At 62.4% G+C, this 19,900-nt stretch carries 19 protein-coding genes; 8 read left to right on the top strand and 11 right to left on the bottom strand.

The annotated features are described in order from the left end of the window. Positions 1-158: 158 nt before the first annotated feature. Together rhaS and HFC70_RS14790 are read right to left on the bottom strand one after the other, a co-directional pair. Complete coding sequence (gene rhaS, locus HFC70_RS14795; protein WP_168474015.1) at positions 159-1,154, bottom strand: rhamnose ABC transporter substrate-binding protein; 996 nt, start codon at positions 1,152-1,154, stop codon at positions 159-161. A gap of 57 nt (positions 1,155-1,211) precedes the next feature. Further along, a complete protein-coding gene (locus HFC70_RS14790) occupies positions 1,212-2,024 on the bottom strand; it encodes a DeoR/GlpR family DNA-binding transcription regulator (protein ID WP_168474014.1) in 813 nt (270 codons plus the stop codon). 202 nt (positions 2,025-2,226) lie between these two features. On the opposite strand from HFC70_RS14790, the gene HFC70_RS14785 reads away from it, so the two are divergent. Then, positions 2,227-4,323 carry a bifunctional rhamnulose-1-phosphate aldolase/short-chain dehydrogenase gene (locus tag HFC70_RS14785; protein ID WP_168474013.1) on the top strand — a complete coding sequence of 699 codons (2,097 nt, stop codon included), beginning with the start codon at positions 2,227-2,229 and terminating at the stop codon, positions 4,321-4,323. Between the two features lie 47 nt (positions 4,324-4,370). On the opposite strand, the gene HFC70_RS14780 is transcribed toward HFC70_RS14785, so the two are convergent. Continuing rightward, complete coding sequence (locus tag HFC70_RS14780) at positions 4,371-4,529, bottom strand: YqaE/Pmp3 family membrane protein (RefSeq protein ID WP_168474012.1); 159 nt, start codon at positions 4,527-4,529, stop codon at positions 4,371-4,373. 79 nt (positions 4,530-4,608) lie between these two features. Between HFC70_RS14780 and rhaI the strand changes: the two genes are divergently transcribed. After that, positions 4,609-5,901 carry an L-rhamnose catabolism isomerase gene (gene rhaI / locus HFC70_RS14775; RefSeq protein WP_168474011.1) on the top strand — a complete coding sequence of 431 codons (1,293 nt, stop codon included), beginning with the start codon at positions 4,609-4,611 and terminating at the stop codon, positions 5,899-5,901. 36 nt (positions 5,902-5,937) lie between these two features. Here rhaI and HFC70_RS14770 read toward each other — a convergent pair whose 3' ends face one another. Both HFC70_RS14770 and rocF read right to left on the bottom strand, forming a co-directional pair. Next, a complete protein-coding gene (locus HFC70_RS14770) occupies positions 5,938-6,999 on the bottom strand; it encodes an ornithine cyclodeaminase (RefSeq protein WP_168474010.1) in 1,062 nt (353 codons plus the stop codon). Further along, a complete protein-coding gene (gene rocF / locus HFC70_RS14765) occupies positions 6,996-7,931 on the bottom strand; it encodes an arginase (protein WP_168474009.1) in 936 nt (311 codons plus the stop codon). The genes HFC70_RS14770 and rocF overlap by 4 nt, the downstream gene beginning before the upstream one ends. 143 nt (positions 7,932-8,074) lie before the next feature. Between rocF and HFC70_RS14760 the strand changes: the two genes are divergently transcribed. After that, entirely contained in the window at positions 8,075-8,515 is a 441-nt protein-coding gene (locus HFC70_RS14760) for an Lrp/AsnC family transcriptional regulator (protein WP_168474008.1), read from the top strand. A 4-nt stretch (positions 8,516-8,519) separates the two neighbouring features. Here HFC70_RS14760 and HFC70_RS14755 read toward each other — a convergent pair whose 3' ends face one another. The 3 genes from HFC70_RS14755 to HFC70_RS14745 form a co-directional block, all read right to left on the bottom strand. Continuing rightward, entirely contained in the window at positions 8,520-9,317 is a 798-nt protein-coding gene (locus HFC70_RS14755) for a fumarylacetoacetate hydrolase family protein (RefSeq protein ID WP_168474007.1), read from the bottom strand. 113 nt (positions 9,318-9,430) lie between these two features. Then, positions 9,431-9,859, bottom strand: coding sequence for an RbsD/FucU family protein (locus tag HFC70_RS14750; RefSeq protein ID WP_168474006.1), 429 nt, complete (start codon positions 9,857-9,859; stop codon positions 9,431-9,433). Beyond that, entirely contained in the window at positions 9,859-11,088 is a 1,230-nt protein-coding gene (locus tag HFC70_RS14745; protein ID WP_168474005.1) for an ROK family transcriptional regulator, read from the bottom strand. Before HFC70_RS14745 ends, HFC70_RS14750 begins: the two co-directional genes overlap by 1 nt. A 303-nt stretch (positions 11,089-11,391) precedes the next feature. Between HFC70_RS14745 and HFC70_RS14740 the strand changes: the two genes are divergently transcribed. The 4 genes from HFC70_RS14740 (at position 11,392) to HFC70_RS14725 (ending at position 15,110) form a co-directional block, all read left to right on the top strand. Then, positions 11,392-12,417 (top strand): sugar ABC transporter substrate-binding protein, encoded by a 1,026-nt coding sequence (locus HFC70_RS14740; RefSeq protein WP_168474004.1) that lies wholly within the window; start codon positions 11,392-11,394, stop codon positions 12,415-12,417. A gap of 199 nt (positions 12,418-12,616) precedes the next feature. Further along, positions 12,617-13,699, top strand: a complete 1,083-nt coding sequence (locus HFC70_RS14735) for an ABC transporter permease (RefSeq protein WP_168474003.1) — start codon at positions 12,617-12,619, stop codon at positions 13,697-13,699. After that, complete coding sequence (locus HFC70_RS14730) at positions 13,699-14,481, top strand: ATP-binding cassette domain-containing protein (RefSeq protein WP_168474002.1); 783 nt, start codon at positions 13,699-13,701, stop codon at positions 14,479-14,481. The genes HFC70_RS14735 and HFC70_RS14730 overlap by 1 nt, the downstream gene beginning before the upstream one ends. Continuing rightward, on the top strand, positions 14,478-15,110 hold the full coding sequence (locus HFC70_RS14725; protein WP_168474001.1) for a nucleoside triphosphate hydrolase: 633 nt from the start codon (positions 14,478-14,480) through the stop codon (positions 15,108-15,110). The genes HFC70_RS14730 and HFC70_RS14725 overlap by 4 nt, the downstream gene beginning before the upstream one ends. Positions 15,111-15,118: 8 nt before the next feature. On the opposite strand, the gene HFC70_RS14720 is transcribed toward HFC70_RS14725, so the two are convergent. Beyond that, on the bottom strand, positions 15,119-15,808 hold the full coding sequence (locus HFC70_RS14720) for a phosphoribosyltransferase (protein ID WP_168474000.1): 690 nt from the start codon (positions 15,806-15,808) through the stop codon (positions 15,119-15,121). A gap of 190 nt (positions 15,809-15,998) precedes the next feature. Between HFC70_RS14720 and HFC70_RS14715 the strand changes: the two genes are divergently transcribed. Next, positions 15,999-17,171, top strand: a complete 1,173-nt coding sequence (locus HFC70_RS14715) for a M20 aminoacylase family protein (protein WP_168473999.1) — start codon at positions 15,999-16,001, stop codon at positions 17,169-17,171. Between the two features lie 18 nt (positions 17,172-17,189). Here the strand turns inward: HFC70_RS14715 and HFC70_RS14710 are convergent, their stop codons facing one another. Further along, a complete protein-coding gene (locus HFC70_RS14710; protein ID WP_168473998.1) occupies positions 17,190-18,977 on the bottom strand; it encodes an adenine deaminase in 1,788 nt (595 codons plus the stop codon). Next, positions 18,974-19,897 carry a nucleoside hydrolase gene (locus HFC70_RS14705; protein ID WP_168473997.1) on the bottom strand — a complete coding sequence of 308 codons (924 nt, stop codon included), beginning with the start codon at positions 19,895-19,897 and terminating at the stop codon, positions 18,974-18,976. Before HFC70_RS14705 ends, HFC70_RS14710 begins: the two co-directional genes overlap by 4 nt. Between the last annotated feature and the right edge of the window lie 3 nt (positions 19,898-19,900).

The raw sequence follows: 19,900 nt of genomic DNA, 5'->3' as shown, positions 1-19,900 counted from the left end.
CTCCCCACCCTCCCCATAAGGGGGAGGGCTTAACCCGACCGCAGCGTCGAAACCCAAATCGGGCAAGACGGTTACGGCAAAGTTTCTCCCTCTTGTGGGGGAGATGGCCAGCAGGCCAGAGGGGGACTTGGTTTACGCAATCAAACGAGTCGTCTCGATCAGAAAATCTTCGAGAACTCGTCGATGTTCGATGCGTCGTAGACGAAGGGCAGAGCCATGGCGGCTTCGCCATTGTCGCCGACCTTGATCTTGCCCATGCGGCCGGCTTCGATTTCCGAGCCGGGAGCGCCATCGGTATCGCCCTTGACCAGGTGATAGGCGATCTGTGTGGCCGAGTAACCGAGGTCGATCGGGTTCCAGATCGCGAATTCCTTGGTGGCGCCCGACTTGATGGCACCGGCCATTTCAGACGGCAGACCGAGGCCCGTCACGAAGACGTCGCCGATCTTGCCCGCATCCTTGACGGCCTGCGAGGCTGCCAGAACGCCGACGGTCGTCGGGGCGACGATGACCTTGACATTAGCCTGCGAGGTTAGGAGACCATTGGCTTCGCGATAGCTCTTGTCGGCCAGGTCATCGCCGTAAACGGTGGTCACCAGGTTGAGGCCGGGGAAATCCTTCAGCTGCTTCTTCATTTCCTCGATCCAGATATTCTGGTTGGTCGAAGTCGTGGTGGCCGACAGGATGGCGAAATCGCCCTTGCCTTCCGGCAGATGGCTTGCGGCCAACTGCAGGCACATCTTGCCGATCAACTCGTTGGACGACGGGTTGAGATGCATGATGCGGCCTTCGGCGGCAACGCCGCTGTCCCAGGAGATGACCTTGATGCCGCGCTGTGCGGCCTTCTTCAATGCCGGCACGACGGCATCCGGATCATTGGCGGAAATGGCGATGGCATCGACGCCCTGGGCGATCAGCGAGTTGATCACTTCGATCTGGCCTTCGGCCGTGGTCGTCGTCGGACCGGTATAGATGATCTCGACGCCGCCGAGTTCCTTGGCAGCTTCCTCGGCGCCTTTGTTGGCGGCCTCGAAGAAGCCGTTGCCCAGCGACTTGACGACCAATGCGATCTTCATGTCGGCGGCTTCGGCTGCCGTCGTCATTGCGACAACGGCAAAGGCCACGCCCATGAGCAGTTTCTTGGATAGTTTCATTTCATCTTCCTCCCAAAGTTGATTGACAGTCTAACTCCCCCCGACAGTCGTCACTCTCTATGCGACCGAAGTGGTATCCTCCTTCTCGGCCGAAGCGATCGGCTTGACCGTTATGAGCTTAATACCGGCATCAGCGACCATGGCCGCTGCCTCCTCCGGAATCTTGTCGTCCGTGATGATCGTCGAGACATTGTCGAGCGGGCACAGGATCATGCTGGAGCGCTTCGAAAACTTGCTCGAGTCGACCATGATGATCAGCTCGTCGGCCTGGCGCATCAGCTTCTGCTCGCTCTGGATGACCAGGGCATCCGATTCCATGATCCCATGCGAACTGACGCCCTGCGCGCCGATGAAGATCCGTCGCGCATAGAAATTGCGGATGGCGTCGTTGTCGAAGGGCGACAGGATCAGGCTCTGGTCGCGATAGATCGCGCCGCCGGGAATACTGACCGTGCACTTGGAATGCTTGACGAGATGTTCGGCGATTGCAAAGGAATTGGTCATCACCTGCAGGCGCCGCGCCGACATGAAATGCACCATCTGGAACGTCGTCGTGCCGCCATTGATGATGATCGAATCGCCCTCTTCGCAGAGGTCGACCGCGCCGCGGGCAATTGCGCGCTTTTTATCGATATTGACGGATTCGGATACCCGAAACGGCCGGGCCGCCAGATTGCCGAGCTGCGGCGGATGCACCGCCTCCGCGCCGCCACGCACGCGTCGAAGCTTGCCCTGTACATGAAGGGACGCGATATCACGCCGGATCGTGGCTTCCGATGCCTCGGTCAGTTCAGCGATATCCTGCACCGTGATCACGGGCTTTTCCTGGATCGCGCTTAATATGATGCGATGGCGTTCACGTTCGTGCATGGGCTCCTCCTGATCGGGATTTAGGCGGATAACGATTATCCTGTCAATCAAAAACGATCAAAATAGTTTATGTTGCGCCGCAACATGCAAATTTATGATCGATTTTGATTGACAATAACGCTGCGCTTGCGCGATACCGTCCGCAGAAGGAGATGGGCCGCCACGTGGCTGTTCATGAATCGACACACCTGGGAGGAAAGCAATGACGGGCCAAACCCGCCTTCTCGAAAACCGTTGGGACGACGCTTACGCGGCCAAGCTCGATGAGCCGGCCAAGCTGTTGTACCGGTCCAATCTCTTGGGTGCCGACAAGCGCATCACCAATTACGGCGGCGGCAACACCTCGGCCAAGGTCATGGAAACCGATCCGCTGACCGGCGAAAAGGCCCGCGTCATGTGGGTCAAGGGCTCCGGAGGTGATGTCGGCACGATCAAGCTCGACGGTTTCGCCACCCTCTACATGGACAAGCTGGAAGCGCTGAAGGGCATCTACAAGGGCGTGGAAGACGAAGACCGCATGGTCGGCTTCCTGCCCCATTGCACCTTCAACCTCAACCCGCGCGCAGCCTCCATCGACACGCCGCTGCACGGCTTCGTGCCGTTCACCCATGTCGACCACATGCACCCCGACGCGATCATCGCGATCGCCGCCTCCAAGAACTCAAAAGAGCTGACCCAGCAGATCTTCGGCGACGATATCGGCTGGCTGCCCTGGCGCCGTCCGGGCTTCCAGCTCGGGCTCGATCTCGGCGCCTATGTCGCCGCCAACCCGAATTCCAAGGGCGTCGTGCTCGAAAGCCATGGCCTGTTCACCTGGGCCGACGATGCCAAGGATTGTTACCTGCTGACGCTCGACATCATCAACAAGGCGATCGAATGGTTTGCACAGCAGACCGAGGGCAAGACGATCTTCGGCGGCGCGGTTGCCAAGAGCCTGCCATCCGAAGAGCGTCGCGCCATCGCAGCCAGGCTGATGCCCGAAATCCGCGGCCGCATCGGCAAGGCGGAACGCAAGCTCGGCGATTTCGACGACCAGGATGCCGTGCTGGAATTCGTCAACTCGAAGGATCTGCACGCGCTCGGCGCGCTGGGCACCTCCTGCCCCGACCATTTCCTGCGCACCAAGATCCGGCCGCTGATCGTCGAGTTCGACCCGGCCAAGCCAGATGCCGATGCCGTCATTGCCGGCCTCGACAAGGCGCTGGAAGCCTACCGCGCCGATTACAAGCGTTACTACGACAGCTGCAAGCATGACAATTCCCCTGCCATGCGCGATCCCAATCCGGTCATCTTCCTGGTTCCGGGCGTCGGCATGCTGTCCTTTGCCAAGGACAAGGCGACCGCCCGCATTGCCGGCGAATTCTACGTCAACGCCATCAATGTCATGAAGGGCGCCTCGACGGTTTCGGAATATCAGGGCCTGCCCGAACAGGAAGCCTTCGATATCGAATACTGGTTGCTGGAAGAAGCCAAGTTGCAGCGCATGCCCAAGCCCAAGAGCCTGGCGGGCCGTGTCGCCTTCGTCACCGGCGGTGCCGGCGGCATCGGTCGCGCCACGGCGGAGCGCCTCGTCGCCGAAGGCGCCTGCGTGGTGCTGGCCGATATCGATGCGGAGACGCTGGGCGCGACCGTCGCCGATTTCGCCAAGCGCCACGGCGCCGATGCCGTTCGCGGCGTCACGCTGGACGTGACCAAGGAAGACGCTGTCATCTCGACCTTTGCCGAGGCCTGCATCGAGTTCGGCGGCGTCGACATTCTGGTCTCCAATGCCGGCATCGCCTCCTCCGCTCCGGTGGAAGACACGACGCTTGCCATGTGGAACAAGAATATCGATATCCTGGCCACCGGCTACTTCCTGGTGTCCCGCGAAGCCTTCCGGCTGTTCCGCCGCCAAGCGATCGGCGGCAACGTGGTCTTCGTGGCCTCGAAAAACGGCCTCGCCTCCTCGCCGAACGCGTCGGCCTATTGTACGGCGAAGGCCGCCGAAATCCATCTCGCCCGCTGCCTGGCGCTGGAAGGCGCTGAGGCCGGTATCCGCGTCAATACGGTCAATCCGGATGCGGTGCTGCGCGGCTCGAAAATCTGGAACGGCGAATGGCGCGAGCAGCGGGCAGCTTCTTCGAAGATCGAGGTGGACGACCTTGAGGAACATTACCGCAAGCGGTCGATGCTGAAACTCAATGTCCTGCCCGAGGACATTGCCGAAGCCATCTACTTCCTGGCGTCCGATGCGTCCGCCAAGTCGACCGGCAACATCATCAATGTCGATGCCGGCAACGCCCAGAGCTTCACGCGCTGACCAGAGCTCCCAAGCCCGCCACGGCGCAAATGCCGTGGCGGTGACCGCTACTTTCTCAGAATGACCCAGATGGCATGGATGATGCCGGGCAGATAGCCGCACAGCGTCAGCAGAATATTCAGCCAGAAATGCAGGCCTATGCCCACCTGAAGAAAGACGCCGACCGGCGGCAGGATGATGGCGAGCAAGATTCGTACGACGTCCATGAATACCTCTGACTAGAATGATCGAATTGAATGACAACGCGGAGCGGCCAAAATCGTTCGCGGACGGGAGGAAAAAACAATGACCGACAGCCAGATTTCGCCGGAACTCATCGGCACTGAAAACGACAAGCGCGCATCCGCCCTCAAATCCGATTACGCCGCCCTCGGTGAGAAACTCGCCCGCAGCCAGATCGATATCGAGGCGATCACGTCAAAGGTTGCTGACTTCTTCGTCGCCGTGCCCTCCTGGGGCGTCGGCACCGGCGGCACGCGCTTTGCCCGCTTTCCCGGTCTTGGCGAGCCGCGCAACATCTTCGACAAGCTCGATGATTGCTCCGTCATCAACGAACTGACGCGCGCGACGCCGACCGTTTCGCTGCATATCCCGTGGGACAAGGCTGATCCGAAGGATCTGAAGGCCAAGGGCGATGCCCTGGGCCTCGGCTTCGACGCGATGAATTCCAACACGTTTTCCGATGCCGCCGATCAGGCCCATTCCTATAAGTATGGCTCGCTGAGCCACGTGGATGCGGCAACCCGCGCCCAGGCGGTCGAGCACAATATCGAATGCATCGAACTCGGCGCGGCCCTTGGCTCCAAGGCCTTGACGGTCTGGGTCGGCGATGGCTCGAACTTCCCCGGCCAGAGTAATTTCACCAGGAGCTTTGAACGGTATCTCTCCGCCATGGGCGAGATCTACAAAAAGCTTCCCGAGGACTGGCGGATTTTCTCCGAGCACAAGATGTACGAGCCGGCCTTCTATTCGACGGTCGTGCAGGACTGGGGCACCAACTACCTGATTGCCCAGACCCTCGGACCCAAGGCATTCTGCCTCGTCGATCTCGGCCACCACGCACCGAACACCAATATCGAGATGATCGTGGCCCGCCTCATCCAGTTCGGCAAGCTCGGCGGCTTCCATTTCAACGATTCGAAATATGGCGACGACGACCTAGATGCCGGCGCGATCGAGCCCTACCGCCTGTTCCTGGTGTTCAACGAACTGGTCGATGCCGAATATCGCGGCGTCAAGGGCTTCCACCCCGCCCATATGATCGACCAGTCGCATAATGTGACCGATCCGATCGAGAGCCTGATTTCCAGCGCCAACGAAATCCGCCGCGCCTATGCCCAGGCACTGCTGGTCGATCGCACCGCCCTCGACGGCTTCCAGCAGGACAACGATGCGCTGATGGCATCCGAAACCCTGAAGCGTGCCTATCGCACCGATGTCGAGGCGATTCTTGCCGAAGCCCGACGCCGCACCGGCGGCGCTATCGACCCGGTCGCCACCTACCGGACCAGCGGCTATCGCACCAAGGTCGCCAGCCAACGCCCTGCTGTCAAAGGCGGCAGCGGCGGCATCGTGTGATCGCGCACAGTCCCACCACAGAGGCTGCGTCCGTTTTTAAAGTGCGGTTGCAGCCTGACACCGAAGCAGCATGCCGAACAGATCGCGGGGCTCGTCCGGATCGGCCAACAGGTCGAGTTCGGCGAAAAGGCCGGTTTCGGCAAGCTTGGTGCGCACATAACGCAGTGCCGAGAAATCCTCTGTCGCAAAGCCCACCGAATCAAACAGGGTGATCTGGCCTTGGTTCCGGCGGCCCGGAACCTGGCCCAGAATGACCTGCCACAGCTCGGTCACCGGATGATCCTGCGGCAGCTGCTGGATCTCCCCTTCGATGCGGGTCTGCGGCGGGTACTCGACGAAAATGTCGGAGCGCAGCAGGATATCCCGGTGCAGCTCCGTCTTGCCGGGGCAATCGCCTCCAACAGCGTTGATATGCACGCCGGGGCCGGCCATGTTGTCGGTCAGGATCGTCGCGCATTGCTTGTCGGCAGTTACGGTGGTGATGATATCCGCTCCCTCGACCGCCTCTTCCGCCGAGTTACAGGCGGTGATCGTGAAGCCGAGGCCTTCGAGATTGCGCCGGCATTTCTCGGTCGCGGCGGGGTCAAGATCGTAAAGCCGCAGGGTGTCGATGCCGAGCAGCGCCTTGAAGGCCAGCGCCTGGAATTCGCTCTGCGCGCCATTGCCGATGATCGCCATGGTCCGCGCATCCTTGCGCGCCAGATATTTGGCAGCAACCGCAGACGTCGCGGCGGTGCGCAATGCTGTCAGGATGGTCATTTCGCTGAGCAGCATCGGATAGCCGTTGCCGACATCGGCCAGCACGCCGAAAGCCGTCACCGTCTGGCGGCCTTCGCGCATGTTCTTCGGATGACCGTTGACATATTTGAAGCCGTAGAGCGTGCCGTCGCTGGTCGGCATCAACTCGATGACGCCTTCGGCCGAATGCGAGGCGATGCGCGGCGTCTTGTCGAAACTCTCCCAGCGGCGGAAATCCTCTTCGATCACCGCGGCAAGCTCGGTGAGGAAGGTGGTGACACCGACCTTCAACACCAGTTTCATCATGTGATCGACGCTGACGAAAGGCACGATATTGAGATTCTGTGTCGCTCCGGTCATTTGACGCTCCCTGAGAAATCGCGGGTCGGGCGATCCATGACCTGCCGACCCATCAGGCTGGCCGTCAGATCCGCCATCAAGGTGGCGGTGCGGCCGCGCTCGTCGAGAAATGGATTGAGCTCAACCAGATCAAGGCTGGAGACCAGGCCGCTGTCGTGCAGCATTTCCATCACCAGATGCGCTTCGCGGAATGTCGCGCCGCCCGGAACAGTGGTGCCGACCGCCGGCGCGATCGACGGATCGAGAAAGTCGACGTCGAAGCTGACATGCAGCAGGCCATTGGCTGCCTCGACCCGCGCCAGGAAATCCCGCAGCAGGACGGCAACGCCATGTTCGTCGATCATCCGCATATCATGCACGGTGATCCCGGTCGTCTTCAGCAATGTCCGCTCAGCGGGATCGACGCTGCGAATGCCGATCATGCAGATGTTACGTCCATCGACAGGATGGGAGAGCGGCGGATAATACCCTTGAAAATCCTCATGACCGGAGAAATAGGCGACCGGCGTGCCGTGCAGATTGCCGCTTTCGGTCGTTGCCAGCGTATGGAAATCGGTATGCGCATCGAGCCACAGGACGAACAGCGGTCGGCCCTCTTCCGCCGCGCGACGCGACAGGCCGGCAACCGTGCCGGCCGACAGCGCATGATCGCCGCCGAGGAAGATCGGCATGGCGTCGGCGCTCTCGCGATAGGCAACCTCACTTAAGCTCTCGATCCAGCCGATCGTCTCGGCCAGATGATGCACGGCCGCGTTGGGATGGCTCATATCCCGCAAAGGCGTGTGCGTGACATTGCCGATATCGGTCACCCGATGACCGAGCTCTTCCAGCGCCGTGCCGAGGCCGGCAATCCGCAGCGCACTTGGTCCCATCTCGCATCCGAGACGGCTCGCGCCAACCTGCAGAGGCACACCGATCAATTTGCAATGCATGGCCCGACATCTCCTGTTCAATCTAGGCTCGATTGGACCATGTCCGACTGGCGGAATGAACAGGACAGATTGGCAATTATCTTGAAATGACCTATCATTTCGGCAGATCAATTGCTCAAATTGGACAGTGAGGGATAATGACCGTGGACACGCTGGACGAAAAGCTGATCACCCTGCTCCGCCACAACGGTCGGCGCAGCATCTCCGATCTGGCAATTGAAACAGGCGCTTCGCGGGCAACGGTCCGCGCCCGGCTGGAACGTCTGGAAGCAAGCGGCACCATACTCGGCTATACCGTGATCCTGCGCGCCGACACGGTGGACCTGCCGGTGCGCGGCATCATGATGATCGAGATCGAGGGACACGTCACCGATCGGGTCATCCGCCTGCTGGGCGGATTCCCCGAGATCGCAGCGATCCATTCGACCAATGGCCGATGGGATCTGATCGTCGAACTGGGCACGGCGACGCTGACCGATTTCGATGCGGTCCTGCGCCGGGTCCGCTTGGTCCCAGGCATCACCGGCAGCGAGACGAGCCTGATCCTCTCGACACCACGCAGCACCCGCGCCCGTCTGGCGTGATGCGCTAAAGCGCGCCGGCCTTGGCGACCGTCTGCTCGATCGCCCCGAAGATGCTGTGACCGGCAGGATCCTTCATGGAAATGCGGATCACATCACCCACCGCGATGGATTGGCCTTCGCCGCTTGAGGCCAGTTCGACGATCGTCCCGGCGCTGAGCGGACGGGTGCGGGCTGCCTCAACAATGACATCCGCAAAACCGGTCGCAACGGCTGCGGCATTGGCCGCCACGACTGCCTTGCCGTTGATGCTCAGATTGAACGGCAGTTGCAGCGTGCCGTCCTTCCAGCTCTCGCCAAGTTCGTCGAGAGATACGGCAACTGGCGAATAGGACGGCGACAGCGCGGCCCCGTCGGCACTCAGATGATTGGCCAGCAGAACCAGCTGGATCGAAGCCAGCGCCTCGGCTTTCGTGGCCCCCATCGGCACATCGCCGAGAATGACGGCGACTTCCACGCCGGATGTCACCGTCGCTATATCGGCCGGGATCTCGATCGGGCTGCGCGGCGGCACCATGCTGTCGGAGGCAAGCTGCACCACCGCACCGGCAGAACGCTCCAGCCGCTGGAAGGCCCGCGGCAGCGGCGACGCCGCATCGTGTTCATGAAAGCGCAGGGTTGGCTGCGAACCGGTCTCGATGCCGATGGCAACCCGCGCCAGCCGCGGCCCGACATGGGCCCAATCGTCAAGTGCTGCCTGCAGCGAGCGGGCGATATGCCCGACCTCCGAGCAGCGGGTGAGATCCTTGGAAACCACGACGAGTTTGCCGTCGCGGGTGGAATCTTTCAGTGTGGCGAGCTTCATTGTCTTGGTGTTTCCCCGTTTCAGTCAGCAATGCACGGGGCCGTCTGACGCGACCCTTGCCCAGCATCCTACAAGGTTATGGCGGGCTGTCACTTGATTCCGCGCAAAGACGTTTACGGATAGATGACACCCTTGCGCAGGATGACATTGGCATAAAGCCGCGGCTCGCCGGTCTGTACGACCGTGTGGGCGGCGCGCACCCGCGGATAGAAATCAGGACCGAGCAACGGTATCACCGTGCGCTCCGGTTCGTGCCCGGCACAGCAGGCGATGATCTCGGAATGCACCGGCTCCAACCGGTCGCGCTCCGCTTTGAAGGTCGACCGGAAGATGGCATCCGGCACGAAATCGTCGATCGGCAGAACGGACAGGATGGCATTCAACACCGGGATCAATGGCACGCCATCCAGCCTGACAAGCCGCCTTGCATGCTCGAGCCCCGGATAATTGCCATCGACAATGGCGATTTCGTCCCCGTGGCCCATGGCCCGCAACGTGGCGAGCAATTCGGGGTTCAGGATGGGATCGATCCCTTTCAGCATTACGCAAGCTCCTTGAAAAGCACATTCTGGTCGAGAAGATAACGGGAAAACAGCGGCAGGCTGGCACCGCCAACCGATCGGGCCTGGCTGCCGACGGCACCTTCGACAATCTCCGGCATGACGACGCCCTGAAGGTCGAGTTGCTTGACGGCCGCCCGCGTGGCGACAACCACCCGCTCGCGCACCCAGGCCGGAAAGCCGCCATCGATGACGGCCGCCGAGAAATCGATCACCGAGGCGGAAGCGACGATCGCCTGGGCAAGGGCCGCCGCCGTATCCTGGATCCAGATTTCCAGCGGTTCGCCGAAATCGATCCAGTCCTCGGCGGAATACCACAGCGTTTCCGGATTGATGCCGTGCTCGCGCAGCAGGTTTTCCAGCACGAAGATCGAGGCGATTTTCAAAAGCTGCACGGTCTTGCCGTCGCGGCGCTGAACGGGAAGCGAGCCGACGGCGCCGGCCGTTCCCGTGCGGCCGGAAAACAGCGCGGAATTCAGGACGACGCCACCGCCGATGAACGAGCCGATGAAGAAATAGATGAAATCCGGATATTGCGGCCCGACGCCGAACACCAGTTCCGCCGCGCAGGCGCTGGTGGCGTCGTTCTGCAGAAACACCGGATAAGAGACCCGCGCTTCGATCTCCGCCTGTAGATCGACGCCCCGCCATTCGTTCATGTCCGATGGCGGCGCGCCGACTTCTTCGGCCCAGCTCCACAGCTCGAAAGGCGCGGCAATGCCGATGCCGGCGATCCTGGCGCGGTCTTGCGGTGTCAGCCGCCCCTCCAACTCGGCTATGCCTTCGGCAATGAAGGCCAGCAGAGGAGCCGGCATGGGATAGGGATAGGTGCGATGCACCTGCAGGCGGATGCGGCCGACAAAATCCATCAGCACCAGGTCGGCGCTACGCCGGCCGATCTTCACGCCGAAGGAATAGACGGCATCGGGATTGAGACGCATGGGTACCGAAGGCTGGCCGACCTTGCCGCGCACCGGCGTGCCGCGAATCAGCAGCCCCTCACTCTCCAGCGCGCGCATGATGACGGTCACCGTCTGGGCCGAAAGACCGCTGCGCCGTGCAATGTCAGCCTTCGACAGGCCGCTGTGCCGACGCACCAGCGACATAACAAGCCGTTCGTTATAAGCCCGCACACGGACCTGATTGGCGCCGCCGCTGGTCTCCAGAACAGCGCCCGGCGCTGCCTGTGCCGCTCCGGCTCTCTCCGACATTTCGGTCTCCTCCCAGATCATTGACTGCCGCCGCCTCGCCCGGCAGCACTCAACGACACGTTCCGTGGCACCTGTCCCAACAGGCACTCACGTATACGACTTCATTCAAGAGCCACATCTCCTGTAACCGAAGCATGCCACATTTAATTAATAATTCAATTCGATTTATTTATTGACAGGCATTTCATTTGGTGTTTCTTTCATAAGCGGAAGCAGCATTTGCCAGCGCAGGAGACGCTGTCGCGATCTGTAACCGGATGGTCCGAGGAGGGCGCATCCATTTTTTGTCCTTGGGAGGATTACATGAAGACCAATCTGATCACCGCCGCTCTCGGCGCGCTTGCGCTTGGCGTCGTTTTCACGTCGCCCGCTTCGGCCGCCGACGTATCCGCCTGCCTGATCACCAAAACCGACACCAATCCCTTCTTCGTCAAGATGAAGGAAGGCGCCACCGCCAAGGCCAAGGAACTCGGCGTGACGCTGAAGTCCTATGCCGGCAAGGTTGACGGCGACAGCGAAAGCCAGGTTGCCGCGATCGAGACCTGCATTGCCGATGGCGCCAAGGGTATCCTGCTCACCGCTTCCGACACCAAGGGCATCGTGCCGGCCGTTCAGAAGGCCCGCGACGCCGGCCTGCTGGTCATCGCCCTCGACACCCCGCTGGAGCCGATCGACGCTGCCGACCAGACCTTTGCCACCGACAACCTGCTTGCCGGCGAACTGATCGGCAAATGGGCCGCCGCCACCCTCGGCGACAAGGCCAAGGACGCCAAGATCGCCTTCCTGAACCTGACCCCGTCGCAGCCGTCGGTTGACGTCCTGCGCAACCAGGGCTTCATGAAGGGCTTCGGCATCGACGTCGCCGACATCAACAAGATCGGCGACGAGAGCGATCCGCGCATCGTCGGCCATGACGTCACCAACGGCAACGAGGAAGGCGGTCGCACCGCCATGGAAAACCTCCTGCAGAAGGACCCGACGGTCAACGTCGTGCACACCATCAATGAACCGGCTGCTGCCGGCGCCTATGAAGCGCTGAAGGCTGTCGGCCGCGAGAAGGACGTGCTGATCGTCTCCGTCGACGGCGGTTGCCCGGGCGTTCAGAACGTTGCCGAAGGCGTCATCGGCGCCACCTCGCAGCAGTATCCGCTGCTGATGGCCTCCATGGGCATCGAGGCGATCAAGAAATTCGCCGATAGCGGCGAAAAGCCGGCTGCCACCGAAGGCAAGAACTTCTTCGACACAGGCGTTGCCCTCGTAACAGACAAGCCGGCCGCCGGCGTCGAATCCATCGACACCAAGGCCGGCAAGGACAAGTGCTGGGGCTGATCCGCGAAGGGATCCCACGCTTGAAAGTCAAGGAAGGGCGGCCCGGCCGCCCTTCTCCCCAAGAGGGGACCATTGGAACGCTTTGCCCAGACTTGAGGTCGCACCGTCTGCGTACCGGTAATTCGCATGGAGCACGATCTCTGCATGCGGTATCATCGGACCGTGCGGGCCTTGGGAGAGGCCGTCGGGAGGAATAAAAATGAGCGAACCGCAATCCGCCACAAAACCCCATCATGACTACGAAAAAGTTCTGTCCGCGAGTTCGACGCAGGTCGCGTCTTTCGATACCCATGACAAGACGCCATTGCAACGCTTCCAGCATTTCCTGCATTCGAGCCCCGCGGCCGTACCGCTGATCGTGCTGGTGCTGTCGCTGGCCATTTTCGGGATCATCCTCGGCGGCAAGTTCTTCTCGGCCTTCACCCTCACGCTCATCCTGCAGCAGGTGGCGATCGTCGGCATTGTCGGCGCGGCCCAGACGCTGGTCATTCTGACCGCCGGCATCGACCTGTCGGTAGGGGCGATCATGGTGCTGTCATCGGTAGTGATGGGACAGTTCACCTTCCGCTACGGCCTGCCGCCCACTTTCGCGGTGCTCTGCGGCCTGGCTGTCGGCGCGGCCTGCGGTTTCATCAACGGCATTCTGGTTGCCCGCATGAAGCTGCCGCCCTTCATCGTCACGCTTGGCATGTGGCAGATCGTGCTGGCCTCCAACTTCCTCTATTCCGCCAACGAGACCATCCGTAGCCAGGACATCGAAAAGAGCGCGCCGATCCTGCAGTTCTTCGGCGAAAACCTGCGCCTCGGCGGCGCGGTCCTGACCTATGGCGTCATCTTCATGGTGCTGCTGGTGGCGCTTCTTTGGTACGTGCTCAACAACACGGCCTGGGGCCGCCATGTCTATGCGGTCGGCGACGACCCCGATGCAGCGGAACTGGCCGGCGTCAACGTCAAGCGCATGCTGATCTCCGTCTACACCCTGTCCGGTCTCATTTGTGCTCTCGCCGGCTGGGCGTTGATCGGCCGCATCGGATCGGTATCCCCGACGGCGGGCCAGTTCGCCAATATCGAATCCATCACGGCCGTGGTGATCGGCGGCATCTCGCTGTTCGGCGGCCGCGGCTCCATTCTCGGCATGATCTTCGGCGCCCTGATCGTCGGCGTCTTCTCGCTGGGGCTTCGCCTCATCGGCACCGACCCGCAATGGACCTATCTCTTGATCGGCGTGCTCATCATCAGCGCCGTCGCAATCGACCAGTGGATCAGAAAGGTAGCAGGCTGATGGCACACGAACCCATTCTCACCGCACGCGGTCTGGTCAAGCGTTACGGCCGGGTCACCGCTCTCGACAATGCCGATTTCGACCTCTATCCCGGCGAAATCCTCGCCGTGATCGGCGACAACGGCGCCGGCAAGTCGACCCTCATCAAGGCGATCTCCGGCGCGGTATCGCCCGACGAAGGCGAAATCCGCCTCGACGGCCAGCCGATCAACTTCCGCTCGCCAATCGAAGCACGCAAGGCCGGCATCGAGACCGTCTACCAGAACCTCGCATTGTCGCCGGCCCTGTCGATTGCCGACAACATGTTTCTCGGCCGCGAACTACGCAAGCCGGGCGTCATGGGCAGCTTGTTTCGCATGCTGGATCGTCCGGCGATGGAAATGATCGCCCGCGACAAGCTCTCTGAGCTTGGCCTGATGACCATCCAGAACATCAACCAGGCCGTGGAAACCCTGTCGGGCGGCCAGCGTCAGGGTGTCGCCGTGGCACGGGCCGCCGCCTTCGGGTCCAAGGTCATCATCCTTGATGAACCGACGGCCGCGCTCGGCGTCAAGGAAAGCCGCAAGGTTCTCGAACTGATCCTCGATGTACGCGCCCGAGGCATGCCGATCGTGCTGATTTCGCACAACATGCCGCACGTCTTCGAGGTGGCCGACCGCATCCATGTGCACCGGCTCGGCCGACGCCTCTGCGTCGTCAACCCGAAGGACTACACCATGTCCGACGCGGTCGCCTTCATGACCGGCGCCAAGGCTCCGCCGACGGAAGCGCTTGCCGCATGAGCATGACTGTTACCGGCATCGTCGACGAGATCATCCGACGTGCCGAAGGCAGGACACGCTTCATTCCCGGCATTGCCGGCCCTCCCGGGGCCGGCAAGTCGACGCTCGCCGATGCCCTGCGCGACGAATTGATCCGCCGCGGCGAACGGGCCGAAGTCCTGCCGATGGACGGCTTCCACATGAACAACGGCATTCTCGAAGAACGCGGCCTGTTGAAGCGCAAGGGCGCACCTGAAACCTTCGACGTGCGTGGCTTCATCGACATCCTCAAAGCGGTGAAAGCAGCCGACGAGGAGGTCCTGGTGCCCGTCTTCGACCGCTCACGAGAACTGGCGATTGCCTCGGCTCGCCCGGTTGCGCCCGACACCCGCTTCGTGCTGGTCGAAGGCAATTATCTGCTTCTGGATGAAGCGCCGTGGAACAGGTTGGACGGCATGTTCGACATGACGCTCTTCGTCGGCCCTTCCTATGAGGTGCTGGAAGACCGGCTGCGCCAGCGCTGGATCCATTATGGCCTGGATGAAGCCGGCATAGAGTGGAAACTCTACGGCAACGACCTGCCGAACGGCAGACGCATCATCGAGAATTCCCGCCCCGCCGATATCCGGCTTGATGTCTTCGACGTCTGACACTCCCCTCACGCGCCTTGCGGTGCATGCCACAGACCGTCATCGCCCTTGACCAGCATCGGCGTGGCAAACGTGCCACGCACCCGCTCCGGCCAATACGGCGCCGCCTCGGCCATCGCCTTGCGCCAGCGATCGGATTGCAGCATGGCCGCCCCCACCACCACCGGCTCTATCCCGGAAGATTGGAGCAGCGACAGCCCGGCCCGGATCGACGTGCCGCTTGAAATCACGTCATCAATCAGCGCCACCCGGCAGTCCTTCAGAAGCGGCAACATGCGCGGATCGACATAGAGCCGCTTCTGCTGCTCCGGCGTGGTGATCGACGACAGCGGCACCGACAATTCGTCGGAATACCAGAACTTTCGCGAGGTCCCGAGCGGCACGTAACGGCTGTGTCCAAGCTTCTGCGCCACCACCGACGCCAGCGTCAGCCCCAGCGTCGGCAGACCAACCACGACATCGGGGCGCAGCAGCGACAATTGCCCGGCGAGATCCTCTGCCAGCGCATCGAGCACGGTGAAACTGGCCTGGTTGACGATCAGCGAGGCCAGCGCATGCCGTCCATCGGAAAGCGGTCGGATCGGCAGCCGGATCTGCCGCCCGTCGGCTAGCGTTGCCGGAAAGAAGCTCGAATGCCCGCCGGCCGGATCGAAACTCGTCGGCGGATGAATCTCCTGCCAGAAATGATGGGGCTGCATGTCATCGTCCTTGATGGCCAGTCGCGCCGAGTGCGCCAAAACGCGCGCAGGCACAATGAAACGGTTCAAATCGCTCGGTTTTCCCTCTATACCAAGTGCCTGACGATTGTAACCTTTCTGAGCGCCCGAACGGGGCACAAGCGGCACTGGCCGAAGCTCATCTCTTCCACCGACGGGACACCGCAAATCCATGCAGATCAAGCCAGACATCGCCGCCGACCTTGCCTTCCTGACAGAACTTCGCCGCGATCTGCATCAGTATCCCGAGCTTGGTTTCGAGGAAGAGCGCACCAGCGCCATCGTCGCCAGACTGCTGGAGGAAGCCGGGATAGAGGTCACGCTCGGACTTGGCGGTACCGGCGTGGTCGGCACATTGCAGGTGGGCAACGGCACGCGAGCGATCGGCCTTCGCGCCGACATGGACGCGCTGGCCATGCCGGAACTGGCCGACCGGCCCTATAAATCAAAGATCGACGGCAAGATGCATGCCTGCGGCCATGACGGCCACACCACCCTGCTGATCGGCGCCGCGCGTCATCTGGCCCGGACCCGCAATTTTTCCGGCACCGTACATTTCATCTTCCAGCCGGCCGAAGAGGGCCGCGGCGGGGCGCGGCGCATGGTCGAGGACGGTCTATTTGAAAAATTCCCCTGCGACGCGGTCTATGGCCTGCACAATATGCCGGGACTGGACCCGGATGAGATCGCCGTGGTCGAAGGCTCGCAACTCGCCTCCTCCGACAGCTGGCGCATCACCTTCCGCGGCACCGGTACCCACGGTGCCAAGCCGCATCTCGGTAAGGATCCGATTACCGCGGCGGGTACATTCCTGTCCTCTTTGCAGACCATCGTCGGCCGTGTCGTCGATCCGCTGCAGCCCGCCGTCGTCAGCGCCTGTTCGGTCCAGGCCGGCAACCCGCAGGCCCTGAACGTCATTCCCGACACAGTCGAGATCGGCGGCACGGCACGCGCCTATTCGCCTGACGTTCGCGACCAGCTCGAAACGGAAATCGGCCGGCTGGCGAATGGTACCGCCGCCATGTACGGCATATCCGTGGACTACCAGTTCCAGCGCCGTATTCCGCCCGTCGTCAACGACGCCGGTGCCACAGGCCGGGCGCTTGCCGCCGCCCGGTCCGTCTTCGGCAAAAAAGTCCGCACCACCTTCCCGCCCTCGACGGCCGGCGATGACTTTTCGTTTTTCGCCGGAGAGGCGCCGGGCTGTTATGTCTGGCTCGGCAATGGTCCGGCCGTGGACGGCGCTCTGCATCACAACACAGCCTATGATTTCAACGACGCGGCCATCGGCCCCGGCGTCAGCTTCTGGAGCACGCTGGTCGAACAGGAACTCGCTCTCGCCTGACCCGCCCGGCCGATTACCTCAGGCATCGGCCAAAACAGGGCTTTCCAGCAGCCGGCCGGTGCCGACATCGGCGATGCCGCGGTCGGTCTGGTGCGGACCGGCATTGCAGGCAAGCGTCGCCCCGAAGCAGGCCTTGAACACCAGATAGGGTGGCTGCCATTCGACGATCCGGTCCATGGCCGAACGGACGGCCGCGAAATCGCGCGCCACATGCTCAAGCGGCGCGTCCGACACCAGGCCGGACAGCGGCAGAGGCAGGATCGCATCGATCCAACGGTTGGAGACCACCGCCATGCCGCCGCCCGCCGCGATCACCGCATTGGCGGCAATCGCCATGTCTTCCGGGTCGCTTCCGAACACCGTGAGGTTGTGGCTGTCATGGGACACAGTGGTGGCAAAGGCGCCGCGCCATTTGCCCCAGTTTTCCAGGAACCCGACCCGCGGCCGGCTATCGCCACGCCCGTGGCGATGGGCAACCGCGATCAGCACCGTGCCGTCCGGGGGCACCACGAAACCGTCTTCCACTTTTGCCCGCCGCTCGCCCCACTCGGTGAACCGCGGCCGGTTGATGGTGGCGATCCGGACGGATTTTCCATTCGAGGCAACCCGGAAATCATCGGCCGTCAGTGGCTCGATCTTCATCGACTGGGTGAGACCGGAATGGTCGACGGCTGCAGGCGCGTGAAGCAGCCGGCCGTTGCGTGCCGAGGGAACGCCATTGGCGATCACCAGCCGCGCCTGCAGATCTGTCAGATCGTCGAAAACGACGATATCGGCCCTTCGACCGGCAGCGATCAAGCCGAGATCGGCGCGTCCAAGCCGCTGAGCGGCATTCAGCGTCGCGGCCCGAAGCGCCCATTCCGGCTTCAGGCCATAGCGCACCAGCCGGCGCACCACATCATCGAGCCCGCCGCCCTGCAGGAGATCGTCGGGAAACACATCGTCCGTGCAGAGCGTTATCGTTTGCGGCAGATGGCCGAGTCGGTTGAGTTCTTCGACGAATTCCGGCAGCAGATGATCGTGCGAGCCGCGCAACTCGATCGTCAGGCCCGCCCTGAGCTTGGCCATCAGGTCGTCGCCGGATACCAGCTCATGATCGGAACTGACGCCCGCCGCCATGAAGGCTGCGAGATCGCCACCCCTCAGGCCGCGCGCGTGGCCGCAGATCAATTTATCCGACGCGAGCCCCGCCTGGACGATGGCGCTCATGCGCGGATCGCCATCGATCACGCCGCGCATGTTCATCACCTCAGCCACGCCGCCGACCTCCGGCCATGTGAGCAGATCGGCAATCACCGCCGCGTCGAAATCGGCACCGTTCAGTTCCAGTCCCGGTGCCGACGGCACGCAGGAGGGTGCCAGCAGGATCATCCTGAGGGGCAGCGCTCGAGAAGCCTCGGCCGCATAGCGAACGCCCGCCACCCCATGCACATTGCCGAACTCGTGCGGATCCCAGACGATGGTGGTCACGCCGCGCGGCAGCACCGCCTTGGCGTAATTTTCGGGCGTCACCATCGAGCTTTCGACATGCATATGCGTATCGATCAGACCCGGCGTCACGAAGCCACCTTCCGCATCGATGGTCTCGACGGCATCTGCCCGAGCAGCCGGCGCATGAACGCTGGCAATCAGCGGTCCGACCAGGCCGATATCGGCAGCCCGAAGCTCGCCCGTCACCATGTCGACAAGCGTGCCGTTGACGATCAGCCGATCAAACGGCGCCGCACCTCGGGCGGCGGTAACGGCGCGCGTGCGCAGATCCGCATCGTTGAGATCGGCGGGCTCTCTCATTGCTTGTGAGGTCACTTGGCCGCCTCCCATTGCAAGGCGCCAAGCACGATCGCCTTGATGGCCGCGGCATCGCAATCGGCCACGAATTCCGCATTGAACGTACCATGCGACGCCCGTGTTTCGACGACGGTGCGGCCGCGGGTGAGGCCGCTGCCGCATTCCATGTCGATGCGGGCCGGCTGCACGGTGACGAGATCGCCCCGCACGAAGGCGGCGGCGGCGGCCGGATCGTAAAGCGCCATGGCCGGACGGCCGCGGCTGGTGGCGATGTCGATGAAACCCGCCAGCATATCGGCGATCAGCGCCGCATTCCGTCCGCCGGCATTGCGGATCGGCGTAACCTCGTCCGGCGACGCCAGCACCTTGCGGCAGAAATCGAGATCGACCATGCGCAGCGGCAGGCCATGAGCTAGTACGATGGCGACGGCCTCGGGATCGGCCAAAGCGTTGAACTCGGCCGATGCGGTGTGGTTGCCGCGGGTCAATCCGCCCCCCATCCAGGTCAGATCGTCGATGCGCGCTGCCAAGTCCGGCCGGGCCAAGGCCAGGGCCGCGATATTGGACAGCGGACCGAGCGCCAGGATGCGGCGCGGCGACGCGGTGGTTTCCAGCCAGGCACAGAGTGCTGCAAACGCATTGCCAGTCGGCAGAGCATCCGCCTCGGGCAAGGTCAGGCCGGTCGTCGGGATGCCGGTATCTCCAAGGATTTCCTGTGCCGTCTCCAAAGCGCCCATGACCGGCCTTGTCCGTCCCGCATGGACCGGAAAGCGCCAGTCAAAGGCCTTTGCGGCACCGGCCGTATTGCGCAGCACCTGATCCAGCGGCGTATTGCCGAACACCAGCGATGCACCGTCGATCTCGAGACCCGCATGCATCACCACCAGAATGGCGGCAATGTCATCGAATCCCATATCCGTATCGATCCAGACACCCATGAT

Origin of the sequence: Agrobacterium sp. a22-2 (assembly GCF_012276985.1) — a bacterium.
Lineage (GTDB): Bacteria > Pseudomonadota > Alphaproteobacteria > Rhizobiales > Rhizobiaceae > Allorhizobium.
This window is presented reverse-complemented; position numbering and strand designations above follow the sequence as displayed.